Origin of the sequence: Brevundimonas basaltis, assembly GCF_014202075.1 — a bacterium.
Taxonomy (GTDB): Bacteria; Pseudomonadota; Alphaproteobacteria; order Caulobacterales; family Caulobacteraceae; genus Brevundimonas; species Brevundimonas basaltis.
Genome location: NZ_JACHFZ010000007.1, coordinates 13,490 through 28,853, shown reverse-complemented (window position 1 = coordinate 28,853; position 15,364 = coordinate 13,490). Strand labels below are relative to the sequence as shown.

Below are 15,364 nucleotides of genomic sequence, written 5' to 3'. Positions count from 1 at the left end.
GGCGGCGGTCAGGATGAACTCTTTTCCGGATCGCCGCGCAGTTTCCCGCGAAGCAGGGCGATGTAGACACCGGCCAACGCCGCCGCCAGTCCGAACCAGGTGATGGCGTAGCCGAGGTGGTTGTTGGCGAAGGCGGCGGGCGGCGCTGAAGGCTGCAGGCCCTGCCAGTCGGGATTGGACGAAGTGACGGCGAACAGGGTCCAGGGCGCCGGGGGGCCATCCACGCCGAGCGCTCTCGCCATGGCGTCGGTGTCGCGGGCGTAGAAGCGGCGACCCTCGGCGGCCAGCGCCATCGGGCCGGGCGCGGGGGTGGTGCGGACCTCGGCGACCAGACGCACCGGCGCGTCCGACGGGCTTTCCCGCGGGCGGGCCGAGATCGAATCCTCGACGAATCCGCGATCGACCAGCAGGGCCCGGTCGACGCCGGAGGGACGGCACACCGAGATCAGGCGGACGCCTGGCCGGCCTTCATGGATCGACTGCAGTTCGACGAAGGGCGCGGCGGCCAGTCCGGGGCAGTCCAGAACCACGCGCCGGAACTCCACGTCGTCCTGACGCAACACCTCCGCGACCGGCGCGGGAGGCACGGCGGCCGCGGCTTCGGCTTCCCGGATGAGCCCTTCCTTCCACTGCAGCCGCTGCACCTGCCAGACGCCGAGCGTAACCAGCACGGCGAACGACAGGAGCGAGGCGATGGTCAGAATCCACGGAAACCGGCGCATCTAGCAACGCTCCGTCCGGTTGCGCATCTGCAGGGCGACCATGACGCCCTTGCCCGGCCGCATCAGGCCCAGCGACAGGCCGAGGACCAGCGGCAGGGCCACGGCCAGCAGGACCCAGATCGGCGGATTGTACGCCAACTGAACGAACAGGGCGCCGAACACCACCGGGGCGCCGGCGATCTGCATCACGAAGACGGCGGCGCCGTCGCCGGTGTTGAGCCGGGTGAAGTCGAAGCGGCAGGCCGCGCAGCGGTCGACGACCTTGAGGAAGCCGGCGAAGAGCGGGCCCCGGCCGCAGTTGGGACAGCGGCACAGCACCCCATCAAGCAAAGAGGCGCGGGACTGTTCGTCCCGCGCCGTTTGAAGCTCATGCCCTGTGGGGCCGTCCGTCACCCGAAGACGACGTAGACGAAGGCGAACAGGAACAGCCAGACCACGTCCACGAAATGCCAGTACCAAGCGGCCGCCTCGAAGCCGAAATGCTTCTGCGGGGTCATCTGGCCGGCCATCAGGCGCAGCAGGCAGACGGCGAGGAAGATGGTGCCGATCAGGACGTGGAAACCGTGAAAGCCGGTCGCCATGAAGAAGATAGAACCGTAGAGGCCCGAGTTCAGCGCCTCGTCGTTGAAGAACAGGTGCTCGTGGATAATGTGATAATATTCATACCCTTGCACGGCCGTGAACAGGACGCCGAGGGCGACGGTGATGGCCAGGCCGATCTTGGTCGCCTTGCGGTCGCCGGCCTGCAGCGCGTGGTGCGCCCAGGTCACCGTCGTGCCCGAGAGCAGCAGGATGATGGTGTTCAGCAGCGGCAATTGCCAGGCGTCCAGCACCTCGACGCCCTTGGGCGGCCAGGTCGACCAGGCCGCGGCGGTCTCGGCCCAGTTGCCGATCTCCGGAATCTGGGCGCGGGCTTCGTTGAAGACCGCCATTTCGAAGAACATCCAGAAGAAGGCGGCGAAGAACATCACCTCGGATGCGATGAACAGGATCATGCCGTAGCGCAGGCCGATCGAGACGACCGGCGTATGATCGCCCTGGCGGCTTTCCTTGATCACGTCGGCCCACCAGCCGAACATCGACACCAGCACGCCCGCCAGTCCGGCGAAGAACAGGGGCTTGCTGCCGGCGGCCAGCAGAGCCGACGCCAGCGGACCGGAGTCGGCCGGGACGAGGCCCTTCATCCACACGACGGCGCCGACCATCATCACCACGACGGCGAGCGAGGAGACGAGCGGCCACGGGCTGGGATTGACCAGGTGGTAGTCGTGATGCGGAACGGCGTGGGAGTCGGCCATCTGGGTCTCTTGCAACGGTCGAGGGTCGTGTGGGGGAGGCTATAGCGTCCGCTATGCCGCCGCGCCAGTGGCTGAAGCGGGGTTTGCGCCGTCTTGCGCGCCCTTGGTCGGATAGAACGTGTAGCTGAGGGTGATCTCGCGCACGCCGCGGCTCTCACGGTCGGTGGCGATCTCGGGGGCGACGAAATACTGGACGGGGAATTTCATCGTTTCGCCGGGCTGGATCGTCTGGCTCTCGAAGCAGAAGCACTGGAGCTTCTGGAAATAGGGACCGGCCCGCTCCGGCACGACGTTATAGGCCGCTGTCGCCGCGATCGGCTGGTCCGAGGTGTTGGTGACGTTGAAGAAGGCGATGCCGGTCTCGCCGATACGGACCCGCTGGCTGACCTGTTCGGCCCGAAAGGTCATCGGCAGGCCTCGCACATTGGTGTCGAAGCGGACCAGCACGGTCTCGTCCAGCATGACGTCGGGCGCGGCCTCGGCCTTGCGCACGGTGCCGTCGAAGCCGGTGACCTGGCAGAACAGCTGGTAGAGCGGCACGGCGGCGAAGGCGGCGCCAGTCATCGCCATGACGGTGACGACGCAGGCGATGGCGATCAGATTCTTGCGGTTCACGACGCCGCCCCTGCGATCTGGCCGGCCGTGGCGGCCTCTTTGCGGTCGTCGAGATTGCCCTTCATCTTCAGCACGGTGGTGGTGAAAACCAGCACGATGAAGACGATCAGGGCGCCGGCCAGGGCGAGATTGCGCTTCTTGCGGGCCGAGAGCTGCTCGGGGGTCAGGCGCATCGGTCAGAGCCTCATCATGGACGTCATGCTTTCGACCAGCAGGGCCGCGAACAGGGCCATCAGGTACAGGATCGAGAAGGCGAACAGGTTGCGGGCCGGTTTGGCCTCGGCGCGGACATCATACAATGCGGCCTCTCGCCCCACGGCCTCGGCCTTGTCCGGCTGATCGCCGGCCCGCGACCGCCATAGACGGAAGGCAAGGAACAGGAAGCCCGCGCCGCCCGCGATCGAGACGGCCAGATAGATCGCCCCGCCGAGGCCGGTCAGGCCGGGCGCGACGGCGACGGGCACGAAGACGAGGCTGTAGAGCAGGATCTGCAGGCGGGTCGACTTCGCGCCGCGCGCCACCGGCATCATCGGGATTCCGGCCTTGGCGTAGTCGCCCGCCGAATACAGGGCGAGGGCCCAGCTGTGCGGCGGGGTCCACAGGAAGATGATCAGGAACAGCAGCCATGCCTGCCACGAGGCCGCCCCGGTCGCCGCGGCCCAGCCGATGACCGGCGGAAAGGCTCCGGCCGCCCCGCCGATGACGATGTTCTGGGGCGTGCGTCGTTTGAGCAGCAGGGTGTAGAAACCGGCGTAGTAAGCGATGGTCAGGGCGAGCAGGCCGCCCGCCAGCCAGTTGGTCGCCATGCCCAGCAGCATGACCGAGAAGACCGACAGGATAACGCCGAAGCTCATGGCGTCGTTCTTGCCGACCCGGCCCGCCGCCACCGGCCGGCCCCGCGTGCGGCGCATCAGGGCGTCGGTTTCGCCTTCCAGCGCCATGTTCAGCGCCCCTGCCGCGCCCGCGCCCACGGCGATGCAAAGGATGGCGATGGCGGCCGTCAGCCAGCCGATCTCGCCGTCGGCCACGACGAGGCCGGTCACCGCGGTGAAGATGACCAGCGACATGACGCGCGGCTTCAGCAGCTGGAAGAAGTCTTCCGGCTGGGCGGTGGAGATCGAGGTCGGAGAGGCGGTTCTGTTCATCGCGCTTTCAAAAGGCCAGAGGCCGCCCTTTCGACTGAAAGAGCGGCCCCCGTCGTGTCAGTTCCGGTCCAGCCGGTCCTAGTGGTCGTCCTTCTTGACCACCGGCAGCTCGTTGAACTGGTGGTGCGGCGGCGGCGAGGACAGGGTCCACTCCAGCGTCGTGGCGCCCTCGCCCCAGGGATTGTCGACGCCCTTCCGGCGACGCACGGCGGCCTCGACCAGCATGATCAGGAACACCAGCACGCCGACCGCCGTGATGACGTAGCCGATCGAGGAGATGTGGTTCCAGTAGGCGAAGGCGTCCGGATAGTCGACGTAGCGACGCGGCATGCCCTGCAGACCGAGGAAGTGCTGCGGGAAGAACACCAGGTTCACGCCCACAAACATGATCCAGAAGTGGGCCGCGCCGAGGAACTCGTTGTACTTCACCCCGAACATCTTCTCGAACCAGTAGTAGAAGCCCGCGAAGATGGCGAAGACGGCGCCCAGCGACAGCACATAGTGGAAGTGCGCCACGACGTAGTAGGTGTCGTGCAGGGTGTAGTCGATGCCGGCGTTGGCCAGCACCACGCCCGTGACCCCGCCGACGGTGAACAGGAAGATGAAGCCGATCGCCCACAGCATGGGCGTCTTGAAGCTGATCGAGCCGCCCCACATGGTGGCGATCCAGCTAAAGATCTTCACCCCCGTGGGCACCGCGATGATCATCGTCGCGGCCACGAAATAGGCGCGCAGGTTGATGCTCATGCCGACGGTGAACATGTGGTGCGCCCACACGATGAAGCCGACGAAGCCGATGGCGACCATGGCGTAGGCCATGGCGAGGTAACCGAAGATCGGCTTCTTCGAGAAGGTCGAGACGATGTGCGAGATCATGCCGAAGCCCGGCAGGATCAGGATGTAGACCTCGGGGTGGCCGAAGAACCAGAACAGGTGCTGGAACATCACCGGGTCGCCGCCGCCGGCGGGGTCGAAGAACGACGTGCCGAAGTTGCGGTCGGTCAGCAACATGGTGATGGCGCCGGCCAGGACCGGCAGCGACAGCAGCAGCAGGAAGGCGGTGATCAGCACCGACCAGGCGAACAACGGCATCCGGTGCAGGGTCATGCCCGGCGCGCGCATGTTGAAGATGGTGGTGATGAAGTTGATCGCGCCGAGGATCGAACTGGCGCCCGCGACGTGCAGCGAGAAGATCGCCAGGTCCATCGCCGGGCCGGTATGGCCCATGGTCGACAGCGGCGGATAGATGGTCCAGCCGCCGCCGAAGCCCTGACCCGGGCCGCCATCGACGACCATCGACAGGCACAGCAGGATCCAGGCGGCGACCAGCAGCCAGAACGAGACGTTGTTCATGCGCGGGAAGGCCATGTCCGGCGCGCCGATCATGATCGGTACGAACCAGTTGCCGAAGCCGCCGATCATGGCGGGCATGACCATGAAGAAGATCATGATCAGGGCGTGGGCCGTGACAGTGACGTTGTAGCCGTGCTTGGACGCCTCGACGACGCCGAGCTGTTCGACCAGGCCGCCGGCGATGAACACCTGCATGCCCGGCTCGGCCAGCTCCCAACGGATCAGGCCGGACAGGGCGCCGCCCACGATCCCGGCCATGATGGCGAAGATCAGATAGAGGGTGCCGATGTCCTTGTGATTGGTCGACAGGAACCAGCGGGTGAAGAAACCCGGCTTGTGGTCGTGATGCCCGTCGTGATCGTGGGCGAGGTTCGCGGCTGCGGTGGCCATGGTCTTTGGGGCTCTCGCGTATCGTTACTGGGCGGCCGGCGCGGCGGCGGGAAGGTTGGTGAGCGTTCCGACGGGGGCGGCGGGATCAGACTCCATCGCCTCGGAGCCGACATTGCGCGCAGCCGGGGCGCCGGTCGTGCCGGCCTCGACCTGGGCGGCGGTGCCGCCCGGGGCCTGTTCCGCGGCGCGCGGCGCCATCGAACCGCCCTTGGAGGCGACCCATTCGGCGAACTCGGCGCGCGACACGACGTTGATCTGCAGCGGCATGAAGGCGTGATCGACGCCGCACAGTTCCGAGCACTGGCCGTAGAAGACGCCGCGCCGGTCGGCCCGGAACCAGGTCTCGTTGACGCGGCCGGGGACGGCGTCAGTCTTCAGACCGAAGGCCGGCAGGGCCACGGCGTGGATGACGTCAGAGGCGGTGACCAGCAGGCGGACGGTCGCGCCCTCCGGGACCACCATCGGCTCGTCGGCGGCCAGCCGGTAGAGGCTGTGCGGCATGCCCCGGGCGGCGATCTCGTCTTCCGGCAGCATGTTGGAAATGTACTCGGGCACGCCCTGGTCGGGATATTCGTAGGCCCAGTTCCACTGGTTGCCCGTGACCTTCACCGTCAGGTCGGGCTCCGGCATGTTGTGATAGTTGAATAGAAGCCGGAACGAGAACAGGGCGATGAACACCAGGATCAGGACCGGGACCACCGTCCAGATCACCTCGACCAGGGTGTTGTGGCTCCACCGGGCGGGGACCGGGTTGGCCTTCTTGTTGTAGCGGATGACGATCCACACGATCAGGCCCAGCACCAGCAGGCAGATGAAGGTGATGATCGGCATCAGGATGGCGTCATGGAAGAAGTGCGCCTCGACCTTCAGCGGCGAGGCGGCCGGCTGAAGCCCGATGGCGCCGTTCGTCGGCTCGCCCATCCGCTCGGGCTCCGTGTTGCACCCGGCGGCGAAAAGAGCCAGGGCCAGCACGGCGAAGCCGCCGCCGATCAGACCCCGGGCCCGCGTGCCCATCCCCATGCGAGACATCCTCATAAACCGTTCTGCCGCAAGCGCCTGCGAGTGAATCGCAAGCAGACGCCGGGGCGACCGCCCGCAGCGTTTCCTGCGCGGGTCCTTATCGCCCTCCCCCGCGCTTGCCAAGCGATTGGACGCCGCACCCTGCGCGCGCCGCCGGATTAAATCGCTGTCATGTTTTGATAGCTACCTTGCAGAACAAGATACCTTGCGATACCTCTTGGACATCAAGGGAGACGCCGAGGTGCCTGAAACTATTGAAATCCAGCTGAAGAAGGGGGTGCTCACGCTGTGCGTGCTGGCCCTCCTCAATCGCCGCGACAGCTATGCCTACGAGATCGCTTCGACCCTGTCGGACGCGATCGATATGGGCGAGGGGACCATCTACCCGCTGATGCGGCGGATGCAGTCCGACGGCCAGGTCGAGACCTATCTGGTCGAATCAACGACCGGCCCGTCGCGCAAATACTACCGCCTGACCGACGCAGGCCGCCGGGCCCTGGAGATGCAGACCGCCGAATGGCGCGCCTTTGTCACCGCCGTCGAAGGCGTCATGAACGCCGACGCCGATCCGGCCCCGCCGGCCGCCGTCGCCGAAACCACTCAAAGGGGAGCTGAACAATGACCCGCGCTGAATTCATGGGCCGGTTGAGGCGAGGTCTCGTCGGCATGCCGACCGTCGCCGCCGCCGAGATCGCCGCCGACTACGAGATGCATTTCGAGGACGGCGCCGCCGCCGGACGCACCGAGGCGGAAGTCGCCGAAGCGCTCGGCGACCCCGATCGCCTCGCCCGCGAGCTGCGGGCCGAGGCCGGCGCCCGCCGCTGGGACCAGGAGAAGAACCCGTCCGCCGCCGCCGGCGCCGTGTTCGCGGTGCTGGGTCTGGGCGCAATCGACATCCTGATCCTGCTGCCCATCCTGATGACCGTGGTCAGCGTGCTGTTCGGCTTCTTCATGGCGGCCGTGGGTCTGTTCATAGGCGGCGGCGCGGTGATGATCGCCGGACCGCTGGTCGGCTTCCCCGGCGGCGTGCTGACCGCGATCCTGGCCGGCGTAGGTCTGATGGCCGGCGCCGCGGCGATCGGCGCCCTGACCGCCATCGCCACGATCCTGCTGGTCAATGCGACCGTCTGGTTCGCCCGCCTGCACTACCGGCTGCTGAAGCCGGCCCTCGACAACCAGAATCCGGCCTGAGGAGAGACCCGTATGATCCGCACCCTTCTGATCATCACCGGCGCCAGCCTGGTGCTGTGCATCGCCGCCCTGGCCGGGGCCGTGGCCCTCGGCGGCAACGACCTGGCCCGCCACGGCTGGAGCTGGACCTTCAGAGACGGCGACTTCGCCCGGACAGAAAGGTCTGTCACCTTCAAACGCGCGGACAGCGGCCCCAGCGTGACCCGCACGATCGCCTGGGATGGCAGCGAGCGACTCGATATCGATGTCAGCGCCGAGGTCACCTATGTCCAGGGCGACGCGACCTCCGTTGAGATCACGGGCCCACGCGAGCAGGTCGAGGCGCTGCGGCTGACCAGCGGCCGCCTGACCTTCGACCAAAGCGACAGGTCCGAAGTCGTCATGTTCGGGTGGGGCGACAGGGGGCGGCTCAAGATCACGGTCACGGCCCCCTCGGTCCGGACCTTCGACCTCTCCGGTTCGGGCGACCTGATCGTCCGCGATTACGATCAGCCGAGCCTGGCCGTTATAATCAACGGCTCGGGCGAGGTGAATGCGAGCGGCCGGACCGAGACCGTCGATCTGCGGATTTCGGGATCGGGCGAGGCCGATCTTTCGGGGGTCGAGACCCGGGACGCCGACATCCGCATCTCCGGGTCCGGAGAGGCCGCCGTCGGCCCGACCGGCGCCGCCAGCATCAGCATCTCGGGCTCGGGCGATGTGACCCTTACCCGTCGTCCGGATTCGCTCAACCAGAGCATCTCCGGCTCCGGCGAGGTGCGTCAGAACTGATCCGCCGCGTCCGGACGCCTATAGCCAGCAGGGGGTCGGGACCCAGGTCCCGACCCTTCGCCTGTCCAGCGTTTACTGAGCCGGAGTCGTCTGCGGCTGAACGGTCTCGCCCTCCGGCGTGAGCGCGCCATCCTGAGGCTGACTGGCGTTGGCCGCGGCGCGATTGGCGGCGGCCTCCAGTTGGGCGGTGGGGACCGCCGCTTCCGGCATTTCGGTAGAGACCTCGGCTTCCGCGACCGAGGTTTCCGCGGTCGCAGTACGTTCGTCGTCTCCGCAGGCGGACAAGGTCAGCGCGGCGGCCGCCGCGAAGGTCGTCAGCACCATCGTTTTCATGATCGGTCTCCCGACCGGCGGCGAAACGGGAGATCCGCCTTCTCAAACCGCCGGCGTCCCTCTCTCAACCGTCGCCTCCAGCCAGGGTTCCGCCACATTCGGGGTGGGTACCATCGCGCGGAGCCGGTGACTTCACCGCCCCTACGCCCTATCTCAGCGCCATGACCCTGCATGTTCAGCCGCCCGCCATCCTCGAATCCGCCGACACAGCTCCGGACGAGGCGCTCTCCATCCTTCAGAACGCGCTGACCGGGGCCGACGACGGCGAACTGTTCCTCGAGCGGTCGGAGCTGGAATCGCTGGTCTTCGACGACGGCCGGCTGAAATCGGCGGCCTATGACGCGACGGAGGGCTTCGGCCTTCGGGTCGTGGCGGGCGAGACCGCCGGCTACGCCCACGCCAACGAGATCAGCGGACCCGCCCTCCGCCGCGCCGCCGACAGCGCCGCCCTCGCCAAGGCCGGACACGCGGGCGTCGCTGCCGAGGCCCCCCGCGCGACCAACCAGGTGCTGTACGAGCCGGTCGACCCGCTGGCCTCGCCCGCCTTTTCCGACAAGATCGCCCTGCTGTCGGAAATCGACGCCTGGGCCCGGGCCCGCGACCCGCGGGTGGTGCAGGTCTCGGCCTCACTGGTCGGCGAGCGGCGCAATATCGAAATCCTGCGCGGCGACGGCCGGCGCGTCTCCGATCTGCGCCCGCTGGTGCGGATGAACGTCTCGATCACGGTCGAGAAGGACGGCCGGCGCGAGAGCGCCTCGTCCGGGGCCGGCGGCCGGTCCGGGTTCGAGACCTGGATTGCGCCGGACCGCTGGCAAGGACAGGTCGACGAGGCCCTGCGTCAGGCGCTGGTCAATCTGGAGGCCGTTGATTGTCCGGCCGGTGAGATGGACGTGGTCCTCGGCGCCGGTTGGCCCGGCGTCCTGCTGCACGAGGCCATCGGCCACGGCTTCGAAGGCGACTTCCATCGCAAGGGCTCGTCGGTGTTCTCGGGCAAGCTGGGCCAGCGGGTCGCCGCGCCGGGGGTCACCGTCGTCGACGACGGCTCCATCGCCGGGCGCCGGGGCTCGCTCAGCATCGACGACGAGGGCACGCCCACCTCCCGCACGGTTCTGATCGAGGACGGCATCATGGTCGGGCTGATGCACGACCGGTTGTCGGCGCGGCAGTTGGGCGCCCGCGCTACCGGCAACGGCCGGCGCCAGTCCTTCGCCCACATGCCGATGCCGCGCATGACCAACACCTTCATGGAGGCCGGGACGGCGAACCAGGCCGAGATGATCGCCTCGACGAAACGCGGCCTCTACGCGGCCAATTTCGGCGGCGGCCAGGTCGACATCACCAACGGCAAATTCGTCTTCCAGTGCACCGAGGCCTATCTGATCGAGGACGGGAAGATCACCGCCCCGGTGCGTGGGGCCACCCTGATCGGCGACGGGGCCACGGCCCTGACGAAGATCGAGATGGTCGGCGACGACTTCGCCTTCGATCCCGGTGTCGGCGTCTGCGGCAAGGCCGGTCAGGGCGTCCCCGTCGGCATCGGCCAACCGAGTCTCAAGATCGGCGGGCTGACGGTGGGCGGCACGGCGGTTTAGGCAACGGGGACCAAGGCATCCCTGATTCCCGACCCTACTTCCAATCCGGCCCGACCACCACAAAGCCGCGGGCCTCCAATCCATCCAGCACGCCGCCCTCCTCGGCGAGGAGGCGGATCGGGGCGACGCCCATGGTGACGCCGGGCGAGATCAGCGCCGTCTCGATCGCCGCCGCCCACTGCTGGTGAAGCTGCGGCGCGATCTCCGGATCGCCCCACGGCCAGCACTGGTTCAGGGCGCGGTCGATGGGCGAGGCGACGACCTCGGGCACCCGGCGCGCGCGCCAGTCCTGGGCCCGCTCGCGCGCCGCGTCCGGTCCCTGCTCGGCCGCGGCGATGGCGGCCTCGACGCAGGGGACATGGGCCGATTGCGGCGCCTCGATCAGGCTGTTCACCAACTCGTCGCCCCGGACCGTGCCGACCGGGCGCGTGTCTATCCGGGCCCGTCGCGCGGCGCGCCGGATGACGTCCATGGCGTCGTCCCCGCCCCGGCGGCCGCTATAGCCGGCCTTGTCCTGCATCAGGTCGAAGCCGAGAATCAGCAGGCTCTTCGTTCGCCAGTCCTGATTGCGTTCGCCGGCCATCAGCGTGTCCAGCCGCGCCTGCCATTCCGGCGTCAGATAGTCTGCGCTGGTCTGGCCGCGCGGCATTCGGGCGATGGTGCGGATGCGCCAGATCACGCGCAGGAGGTCGGTCACCGAAGCGCGACCTTCCTGCGGCGTCAGGATCAGCTGCGAGCGGGCCGCGGCGGCCTCGAGGTCGTCCGGTCGCCATGACAGATCGCGCGGAATTCCGGTGATGGCGCCCACCAGGATCAGGGTGCTGTCGCCACGGCTGACAGTCCACATCGGCGCGCCGGACCGCCGCGCCAGCACCACGACCTCCTCGACCTCGGCCGCTTCGGGATCCGCCGGCGTCTGGGCGACCGCCACGAGCGGCGTCGCGCACACCAGCATGAAAGCCAGAAGAACGGGGAACAATGATCTCACGATTACCTGCCTGTACAAATATTGAGCACTAAATACTCGCCCAATAAAGACCACAACCATGACAGCCCTGTAATGCTGTCAGAGATTTAATCCACCTGTCCGTCTTGTAACTGGAGCCGGCCGCGACAGGACGCCACACCTTCGTCACACGACAAGGGGAATCCTGCAATGACGAAGACCATCCTTCTGGCCACCACCGCCCTCCTGCTCAGCGGAGGCTTGGCGGCGGCCCAGGACCCCGCGCCGGCTGCTCCGGCGGCGGAGTCAGCCCAGCCCGGGGTGCTGGTCTTCACCCCTGATTTCTTCGCCGACCAGCGGCCGAACACGGCGCTGGACATGGTCGCCCGCGTGCCCGGCTTCTCGATCGTCGACGGCACCGGCAGCCGCGGCTTCGAGGGCTCGGTCGGCAACATCCTGATCAACAGCGCCCGCCCGGCCTCCAAGAACGACACCGGTTCAAGCGTCCTGTCGCGGACCCTCGCCAGCCAGGTCGAGCGCATCGAACTGATCCGCGGCGGCGCGCCCGGCATCGACATGCAGGGCTATTCGGTGGTCGTGAACGTGATCCTGAAGACGGAGAACAGCCGGCAATCGATCCTCACCACCAGCGGCTTCTTCTTCGACGGGGGGCGTGACTCCTTCGCCGGGTCCTACCAGTTCACCGCCCGCGAGGGTGAGCGCACCTGGGGCGTGACGCTCAGCGACGGCGTTTCGATCAATGACTCCAACGGCGAGGGTCGGGTGGTCCGCACGGACGCCAATGGCGTGGTCACCCGCGACGAGGCCTATTTCAACGACTCCTGGGGCGGCGGCCGATCGGTTCGCGGCAATTTCTCCAATCCGCTTTTCGGCGGCAAGATCGATCTGACCGCCCGCTATGGGGTCAATGACTTCCACAACATCCACGCCCAGACCGGCGCCGATGTTCGCCGCGAGAGCCTGTTCGACACCGAGGGCGACGGCGGCGAGTTCGGCGCCGTCTACACCCGCCCGCTGAGCGAGCGACTGAAGATGGAGACGCGGCTGATCCACCAGTGGAACAGCTTCGAGCGCGGATCGACCTCACGCAGCCGCCTGGGCGGAGTCGACAATCCCGAACAGCGGTTCGCCAGCGAAGGTGAGTCCTCCGAGAGCATCCTGCGCGGCCTGGTCCGGTTCGAGCGATCGCCGGCCCTGACCTTCGAGACCGGGGCGGAGATGGCCTACAATATGCTCGAGGTGGACCAGGCCTTCACCATCGGCGGGGTGCCGGTTCCGCTGCCGTCAGCGTCGGTCAAGGTCGAGGAGACGCGGGGCGAGGCCTTTGGAAAAGCCACGTGGCGGATCAGGCCCGAACTGACGCTCGAGGGCGGCCTGCGGCTGGAAAGCTCGACCATCAGCCAGTCAGGCGACGCCGATCAGGAAAAGAGCTTCTTCTTCGCAAAGCCCCGTTTCCTCGCGACCTGGACGCCGATGGAGAATAACCAGGTCCGCGTGCGCTTCGAGCGCGAAGTCGGTCAGCTCGACTTCGGAGACTTCGCCGCCTCGGCCGAATTGCAGGACGGCAACGTGTTCGGCGGCAACGTCGATCTGGAACCGGAGCAGCGCTGGATCAGCGAAGTGATCTACGAACGCCGCTTCTGGGGCGACGGCATTGTCAGCGTCGGTCTCCGTCATGACGAAATCACCGACGCCCTGGACGTGATCCCCTTGAACATGGGGCTGTCCGCGGTCGGCAACATCGGCGACGGCACCCTGGATCAGCTCGCTCTGACCATCGCCGTTCCCACCGACAAGCTCGGCGTGGCCGGCGGCATGTTCCGCTTCCGCAACACCTGGAACCACACTGAGGTCACCGACCCGACCACGGGTGAGATCCGGCCGATCTCTCACGTGCGGCCCAGCCAGGCGGTGTTCTCGTGGGAGCACGACATCACCCGCTGGAAGCTGCAGTACGGCGCCGCCTACATCCCCATCCTCGGCCAGAAGGGCTTCGACCCGGACCAGACCTCGGGCTGGCGCGGCCACGACTATTTCGAGGCCTGGACCGAGTACAAGCCGACTGAAACCCTGTCGATCCGGGCCCAGATCAATATCTGGAACGATTTCAACGTCCAGCGCACGGTCTATGCCGACCGCACACCGGCCCGTCCGATCGCCTTTGTGGAGAACCGCTACATCGATCCCCGGACCTTCTTCCAGGTCCGGGTGCGCAAAACCTTCTGATCCGGCTCAGTCGGCGTGGTGGACCACCACGCCGTCGACCACGGTCAGCACCGCCCGCCCCTTGGGGATGTCGGCTTCGGGCGCGGTCATCAGGTCGACGTCGAAGGCGGTGAAGTCTGCGCGCTTGCCGACCTCGATGGTGCCCAGCTCGTCCTCGCGGAAGCTGGCGTAGGCCGGCCAGAGGGTGAACATCTTCAGGGCCGTCTGGCGGTCGACCGCCTCGTGCGGCCGCCAGTCGGGTCCCTGGAAGCCCTGCAGGTCGCGACGGGCGACGGCGGCGTAGAATTCGATCAGCGGCGCTCCCCGCTCGACGGGGGCGTCCGAACCGCCGACCACGACGACGCCGAGGTCGGCGAGGCTGTGCCAGGCGTAGGCGCCGTCGAGCCGATCGTCGCCGAGCCGGGCCGGCGCGAAATGCAGGTCGCCGATGGCGTGGCTGGGCTGCATCGAGGCGATGATCGGAAGGTGCTGGAACCAGTGGTAGTCCGAAGGGCGGACGATCTGGGCATGCTCGATGCGCCAGCGCACGTCGGCGCCGTTGGGACGATCCTCGGGCCCGACGCCGGCGAGGGCCTGCTGGTACCACTCGGCCACCGAGGCGTTGCCGCGGTCGCCGATGGCGTGGGTGGCGACCTGGATGCCGCCCTTCAGCGCCGCCTGATAGAGGGGCACGATCTCCTGCTCGGTGATCTGCATCAGACCGGTCGTGTCAGGCCGGTCGGCGTAGGGTTCGAACAGGGCGGCGCCGCGCGAGCCCAAGGCGCCGTCGGCGTAGTATTTGATCGCCCGGGTGATGATCCGGCCGTCGGCGACGCTGCGCGGGCCGCCGGCGATCAGCGCCGCCGCGCCGTCGGGCGTTACGCTGTTGTAGACCCGTATCGGCGCCTCGCCCGCCTCGGCCATCGCTTCCATCAGCGGCACGTCGGCCCACGGGGCGCTCATGAAATGCAGCCCGGTCCAGCCGTATTCCGCCTCGACCCGGAAGCCGGCGCGATAGGCCTCGCGCAGCGCTTCGGGGTCAGCCTGGGGCATCAGGCCGCCGACCAGTTGTTCGGCGGCGTCGACCAGCATGCCGGTCGGCTGGCCGGCGTCGTCCTTGAGAATTTCGCCGCCCGGGGGCGCGACGGTTAGGGCGGTGATCCCGGCGGCGGCGAGGGCGGGCGTGGACGCCACCACCGCGTGCCCGTCGGCCCGGCCCAGCAGAACCACCCGACCCGGCGCGGCGGCGTCGAGGTCCTGCCGTGTCAGGAAGCGGCCTTCTGGCCAGTGCGTCTCGATCCAGCCGCGACCGACGATCGGACCCTCGGTGTGGTCTTCGGCCCAGGCGGACAGCCGGGCCATGGCATCGGCGACCGAGGCCGAGCCCTCAAGGTTCAGCGTCAATTCGCGCCAGCCGATTCCGTCGAGATGGGCGTGACCGTCGGTGAAGCCGGGGAACAGGGCCGCGCCCTTGAGGTCGACCACCCGGAGGCCTTCTGCGGGCGGCGCGCCTGCGGCGGTCCCGACATAGGCGATGCGCCCGTCACGGACCTGCACCACCTCGGCCGTGGGAGCCGAGTCCGCGCCCGTGTATATTTTTCCGCCCCGGATCAGCAGGTCCTGCGCGTGCGCGGTAGTAGCCGCTCCGGCGAGGAGCAGGACGAGAAGAAGGCTGCGGCGCATATGACGGTTCCTGAGACTGACGGATGGTGGACTCGCCTTATCGCGGGGCCTGCGTCAAGTTTGACGATAAAGCCGGAGA

The 15,364-nt window shown here is 67.8% G+C and carries 16 protein-coding genes; 5 read left to right on the top strand and 11 right to left on the bottom strand.

All coding sequences use genetic code 11. The annotated features are described in order from the left end of the window. Nucleotides 1–8 precede the first annotated feature (8 nt). From HNQ67_RS13155 to coxB, 8 genes are all read right to left on the bottom strand, one after another. Nucleotides 9–722, bottom strand: a complete 714-nt coding sequence (locus HNQ67_RS13155) for an SURF1 family protein (protein ID WP_183256186.1) — start codon at nucleotides 720–722, stop codon at nucleotides 9–11. Then, nucleotides 723–1,040: a DUF983 domain-containing protein gene (locus HNQ67_RS13150; RefSeq protein ID WP_343054929.1), complete on the bottom strand. Its 318-nt coding sequence runs from the start codon at nucleotides 1,038–1,040 to the stop codon at nucleotides 723–725. A gap of 71 nt (nucleotides 1,041–1,111) precedes the next feature. After that, on the bottom strand, nucleotides 1,112–2,020 hold the full coding sequence (locus HNQ67_RS13145; protein WP_183256184.1) for a cytochrome c oxidase subunit 3: 909 nt from the start codon (nucleotides 2,018–2,020) through the stop codon (nucleotides 1,112–1,114). Nucleotides 2,021–2,071: 51 nt separating this feature from the next. Continuing rightward, nucleotides 2,072–2,635, bottom strand: a complete 564-nt coding sequence (locus HNQ67_RS13140) for a cytochrome c oxidase assembly protein (protein WP_183256182.1) — start codon at nucleotides 2,633–2,635, stop codon at nucleotides 2,072–2,074. Next, nucleotides 2,632–2,808 carry a hypothetical protein gene (locus HNQ67_RS13135; protein ID WP_183256181.1) on the bottom strand — a complete coding sequence of 59 codons (177 nt, stop codon included), beginning with the start codon at nucleotides 2,806–2,808 and terminating at the stop codon, nucleotides 2,632–2,634. The genes HNQ67_RS13140 and HNQ67_RS13135 overlap by 4 nt, the downstream gene beginning before the upstream one ends. Nucleotides 2,809–2,811: 3 nt before the next feature. Then, nucleotides 2,812–3,780: a heme o synthase gene (gene cyoE, locus HNQ67_RS13130; RefSeq protein ID WP_183256179.1), complete on the bottom strand. Its 969-nt coding sequence runs from the start codon at nucleotides 3,778–3,780 to the stop codon at nucleotides 2,812–2,814. 78 nt (nucleotides 3,781–3,858) lie between these two features. Beyond that, nucleotides 3,859–5,523, bottom strand: a complete 1,665-nt coding sequence (gene ctaD, locus HNQ67_RS13125) for a cytochrome c oxidase subunit I (RefSeq protein ID WP_183256177.1) — start codon at nucleotides 5,521–5,523, stop codon at nucleotides 3,859–3,861. Between the two features lie 24 nt (nucleotides 5,524–5,547). Beyond that, nucleotides 5,548–6,543, bottom strand: a complete 996-nt coding sequence (gene coxB, locus HNQ67_RS13120) for a cytochrome c oxidase subunit II (RefSeq protein ID WP_183256175.1) — start codon at nucleotides 6,541–6,543, stop codon at nucleotides 5,548–5,550. 241 nt (nucleotides 6,544–6,784) lie between these two features. Here coxB and HNQ67_RS13115 point away from each other — a divergent pair, with 241 nt between their 5' ends. Genes HNQ67_RS13115 through HNQ67_RS13105 form a run of 3 tightly spaced genes read left to right on the top strand, consistent with a single transcriptional unit; the run spans nucleotide 6,785 to nucleotide 8,505 of the window. Next, complete coding sequence (locus HNQ67_RS13115; RefSeq protein ID WP_183256173.1) at nucleotides 6,785–7,165, top strand: helix-turn-helix transcriptional regulator; 381 nt, start codon at nucleotides 6,785–6,787, stop codon at nucleotides 7,163–7,165. Then, nucleotides 7,162–7,734, top strand: a complete 573-nt coding sequence (locus tag HNQ67_RS13110) for a DUF1700 domain-containing protein (protein WP_183256172.1) — start codon at nucleotides 7,162–7,164, stop codon at nucleotides 7,732–7,734. Before HNQ67_RS13115 ends, HNQ67_RS13110 begins: the two co-directional genes overlap by 4 nt. A 12-nt stretch (nucleotides 7,735–7,746) precedes the next feature. After that, the gene (locus HNQ67_RS13105; protein ID WP_183256169.1) at nucleotides 7,747–8,505 is read left to right on the top strand and encodes a GIN domain-containing protein; all 759 of its coding nucleotides are present in this window, start codon (nucleotides 7,747–7,749) and stop codon (nucleotides 8,503–8,505) included. Nucleotides 8,506–8,577: 72 nt separating this feature from the next. Here HNQ67_RS13105 and HNQ67_RS13100 read toward each other — a convergent pair whose 3' ends face one another. Beyond that, nucleotides 8,578–8,838: a hypothetical protein gene (locus tag HNQ67_RS13100; protein WP_183256167.1), complete on the bottom strand. Its 261-nt coding sequence runs from the start codon at nucleotides 8,836–8,838 to the stop codon at nucleotides 8,578–8,580. A gap of 161 nt (nucleotides 8,839–8,999) precedes the next feature. On the opposite strand from HNQ67_RS13100, the gene tldD reads away from it, so the two are divergent. Further along, nucleotides 9,000–10,430: a metalloprotease TldD gene (gene tldD / locus HNQ67_RS13095; protein ID WP_183256165.1), complete on the top strand. Its 1,431-nt coding sequence runs from the start codon at nucleotides 9,000–9,002 to the stop codon at nucleotides 10,428–10,430. A 34-nt stretch (nucleotides 10,431–10,464) separates the two neighbouring features. On the opposite strand, the gene HNQ67_RS13090 is transcribed toward tldD, so the two are convergent. Then, complete coding sequence (locus HNQ67_RS13090) at nucleotides 10,465–11,418, bottom strand: TraB/GumN family protein (protein ID WP_343054928.1); 954 nt, start codon at nucleotides 11,416–11,418, stop codon at nucleotides 10,465–10,467. Nucleotides 11,419–11,586: 168 nt separating this feature from the next. Between HNQ67_RS13090 and HNQ67_RS13085 the strand changes: the two genes are divergently transcribed. Beyond that, entirely contained in the window at nucleotides 11,587–13,623 is a 2,037-nt protein-coding gene (locus tag HNQ67_RS13085) for a TonB-dependent receptor plug domain-containing protein (RefSeq protein WP_183256163.1), read from the top strand. A gap of 6 nt (nucleotides 13,624–13,629) precedes the next feature. On the opposite strand, the gene HNQ67_RS13080 is transcribed toward HNQ67_RS13085, so the two are convergent. Next, nucleotides 13,630–15,285 (bottom strand): amidohydrolase, encoded by a 1,656-nt coding sequence (locus tag HNQ67_RS13080; protein ID WP_183256162.1) that lies wholly within the window; start codon nucleotides 15,283–15,285, stop codon nucleotides 13,630–13,632. Nucleotides 15,286–15,364: the final 79 nt, after the last annotated feature.

What these genes read in the sequence shown, in the direction of transcription:
- cyoE (WP_183256179.1), bottom strand. Translation starts at nt 3,780, where the DNA reads ATGAACAGAACCGCCTCTCCGACCTCGATCTCCACCGCCCAGCCGGAA.
- HNQ67_RS13155 (WP_183256186.1), bottom strand. Translation starts at nt 722, where the DNA reads ATGCGCCGGTTTCCGTGGATTCTGACCATCGCCTCGCTCCTGTCGTTC.
- HNQ67_RS13085 (WP_183256163.1), top strand. Translation starts at nt 11,587, where the DNA reads ATGACGAAGACCATCCTTCTGGCCACCACCGCCCTCCTGCTCAGCGGA.
- HNQ67_RS13135 (WP_183256181.1), bottom strand. Translation starts at nt 2,808, where the DNA reads ATGCGCCTGACCCCCGAGCAGCTCTCGGCCCGCAAGAAGCGCAATCTC.
- HNQ67_RS13110 (WP_183256172.1), top strand. Translation starts at nt 7,162, where the DNA reads ATGACCCGCGCTGAATTCATGGGCCGGTTGAGGCGAGGTCTCGTCGGC.
- ctaD (WP_183256177.1), bottom strand. Translation starts at nt 5,523, where the DNA reads ATGGCCACCGCAGCCGCGAACCTCGCCCACGATCACGACGGGCATCAC.
- HNQ67_RS13100 (WP_183256167.1), bottom strand. Translation starts at nt 8,838, where the DNA reads ATGAAAACGATGGTGCTGACGACCTTCGCGGCGGCCGCCGCGCTGACC.
- coxB (WP_183256175.1), bottom strand. Translation starts at nt 6,543, where the DNA reads ATGGGGATGGGCACGCGGGCCCGGGGTCTGATCGGCGGCGGCTTCGCC.
- HNQ67_RS13145 (WP_183256184.1), bottom strand. Translation starts at nt 2,020, where the DNA reads ATGGCCGACTCCCACGCCGTTCCGCATCACGACTACCACCTGGTCAAT.
- tldD (WP_183256165.1), top strand. Translation starts at nt 9,000, where the DNA reads ATGACCCTGCATGTTCAGCCGCCCGCCATCCTCGAATCCGCCGACACA.
- HNQ67_RS13080 (WP_183256162.1), bottom strand. Translation starts at nt 15,285, where the DNA reads ATGCGCCGCAGCCTTCTTCTCGTCCTGCTCCTCGCCGGAGCGGCTACT.
- HNQ67_RS13105 (WP_183256169.1), top strand. Translation starts at nt 7,747, where the DNA reads ATGATCCGCACCCTTCTGATCATCACCGGCGCCAGCCTGGTGCTGTGC.